Annotated in this window: 3 protein-coding genes; 2 read left to right on the plus strand and 1 reads right to left on the minus strand. The window is 64.3% G+C overall.

The features are described from left to right. Positions 1 to 262 precede the first annotated feature (262 nt). Positions 263 to 880 (minus strand): glutathione transferase GstA, encoded by a 618-nt coding sequence (gene gstA, locus VGC77_RS03045; protein ID WP_331170089.1) that lies wholly within the window; start codon positions 878 to 880, stop codon positions 263 to 265. Between the two features lie 128 nt (positions 881 to 1,008). Between gstA and VGC77_RS03050 the strand changes: the two genes are divergently transcribed. Both VGC77_RS03050 and VGC77_RS03055 read left to right on the plus strand, forming a co-directional pair. Further along, a complete protein-coding gene (locus tag VGC77_RS03050) occupies positions 1,009 to 1,494 on the plus strand; it encodes a helix-turn-helix domain-containing protein (protein ID WP_331170090.1) in 486 nt (161 codons plus the stop codon). Positions 1,495 to 1,584: 90 nt separating this feature from the next. After that, on the plus strand, positions 1,585 to 2,411 hold an 827-nt coding region (locus tag VGC77_RS03055), incomplete at its 3' end, for a glutamate--cysteine ligase (protein ID WP_331170091.1).

Below are 2,411 nucleotides of genomic sequence, written 5' to 3' on the forward strand. Positions count from 1 at the left end.
GGACTGAGCCGACTATATCAGGCACGGCCTCACCTCTCCCCGCTCGCGGGGAGAGGTCGGATCGTCGCGAAGCGATGATCCGGGTGAGGGGGCATTTCACCGAGGGCGGCCTTGTTGAAACGCCCCCTCACCCCACCCCTCACCCCGCAAGCGGGGAGAGGGAGCGCGCACCGGCTCCCGCGCCTCTTCGCTCAAACTCGACCGCAAAATAAAGGGGCGGATCGTCGATCCGGCCCTTTGTCGTCAAAGGCGAAGATCGGCGTTACGCCGCGGCCTTCGTCAGGCCTTCCTTGCTGAGCGCCTGCTGCACCATCGGCCGCGCCGCGACGCGGGCCTTGTAGGCGGTCAGCGCCGGCAGCGCCGAGAGGTCGAACTTCATCGCCTCGGCCCAGCGCAGCACCGTGAACAGGTAGCCGTCGGCGACGGTAAACTGGCTGCCCATCAGGTAATCGTGACCGGCCAGCTGACCGTCGAGATATTTGAACTTGCCCATCAGCCGCTCCTTGAAGAACACCTTGACCTCGTCGGGGATCGTCGGCTGGAACAGCGGGCTGAACCCTTTGTGCAGCTCGGTGGTGATGAAGTTCAACCATTCCAACAGCTTGTAGCGCTCGTGGGTGCCGCTGGCGGGCGCCAGATGCTTCGCCGCCGCCAGATCGGCGATCACCTGCACGATCACCGGGCCCTCGGTGATCACCTCGCCGCTGTCGAGCCCGAGCGCCGGCACCTGGCCCTTCGGGTTGACCGCCAGGAAATCGTCGCCGGTCTCGGTTTTCTTGGCCCGGATGTCGACCTTGACCAGATCGTAGGGCAAACCGGCCTCCAGCAGCGCGATATGGGGCGACAGCGAGCAGGCACCGGGCGAATAATACAGCTTCATAGAAGGATTTCCTTTTTAGCCACGTCGGCTTGGGCCAGACGCCGCGATTAAATGCGCCGGCATGAAATAGTCAAGTTGATGCAACTGCATTTATTGCGGTACACTGCGATGATGCTATGGACCATGCGATGAAACGCAAGCCATCGACCGAAGCGACCGGGGCCTGGATTCGCCTGATGCGGATCCAGAGCCGGGTGCTGGGCGCCGTCGAGCAGGAGTTGAAGAAGGCCGGCTTCCCGCCGCTCGCCTGGTACGACGCGCTGGTCGAATTGTCGCGGGCGCCGTCCGGCGAATTGCGCCCGGTCGAGCTGGAAAAGCAGATGCTGATCCCGCAATATTCGACCTCGCGGCTGATCGACCGGCTGGTCGAGGAAGGGCTCGCGGCGCGCCACGAATGCAAGATGGACAAGCGCGGCCAGTTCGTCGAAATCACCGAGGCCGGGCGCGAGCTGCAGAAGCGGATGGGCAGCGCCTATTCCGCCGCGATCGAAAAGCACGTCGGCTGCAAACTGTCGGATGCCGACGCAGCGCGGCTGTGCGCGCTGCTTGACCGGCTCGGCTGCTCCTGCGATGCGGTACAGGCTGCCGGTAAAGACGCCGCAGCCGCCCGATGATAGACTTGCACCCCTCCGCCACAGCGGGCGATCGCGCCCGCCCCTGCCCCCGCGCACAATCCATCGCTGCGCCTTGCTTCCGGAATTTTCATGGCGCGTGACCAAATCGATATGACGCCGTTGCAATCGCGCGACGAACTCGTGGCGTGGCTGGAGGCCGGCAGCAAGCCGGCGTCCGAATTCCGCATCGGCACCGAGCACGAAAAGACCCCGTTCACGCTCAAGGGCCACCAGCCGGTACCATACGAAGGGGCGCGCGGCATCGGCGCCCTGCTCGAAGGCATGCAGCTGTTGCTCGGCTGGGAGCCGATCATGGAGCGCGGCAACATCATCGGGCTGTACGACGTCACCGGCGGCGGCGCGATTTCGCTGGAGCCGGGCGGCCAGTTCGAACTCTCCGGCGCGCCGGTGGAGACCATCCACCAGACCCATTCCGAACTGATGGCGCATCTGGCGCAGGTCCGCGAGGTGGCGACCCCGCTCGGCATCGGCTTCCTCGGCCTCGGCATGACTCCGTCATGGGCGCGGGCTGAGATTCCGGTGATGCCGAAGGGCCGCTACAACATCATGACCAATTACATGCCGAAGGTCGGCCAATACGGCCTCGACATGATGTACCGGACCTGCACGGTCCAGACCAATCTCGATTTCTCGTCCGAAGCCGACATGGTCAAGAAGCTGCGCACGTCGGTCGCGTTGCAGCCCGTCGCGACGGCGTTGTTCGCCAACTCGCCCTTTACCGAAGGCAAGCCGAACGGCCTGCTGTCGTTTCGCTCCGAGATTTGGCGCGACACGGACAATGCCCGCGCCGGCATGATCCCCTGGGCGTTCGAGGACGGCATGGGCTATGAGCGTTGGGTCGATTACGCGCTCGACGTGCCGATGTATTTCGTCAAACGCGGCGATGACTATATCGA

The organism is Rhodopseudomonas sp. (assembly GCF_036404135.1).
In the GTDB taxonomy this organism is placed as follows: Bacteria; Pseudomonadota; Alphaproteobacteria; order Rhizobiales; family Xanthobacteraceae; genus Rhodopseudomonas_A.

Coding starts and splice junctions, on each gene's coding strand:
- gstA (WP_331170089.1), bottom strand. CDS start 880: ATGAAGCTGTATTATTCGCCCGGTGCCTGCTCGCTGTCGCCCCATATC.
- VGC77_RS03050 (WP_331170090.1), top strand. CDS start 1,009: ATGAAACGCAAGCCATCGACCGAAGCGACCGGGGCCTGGATTCGCCTG.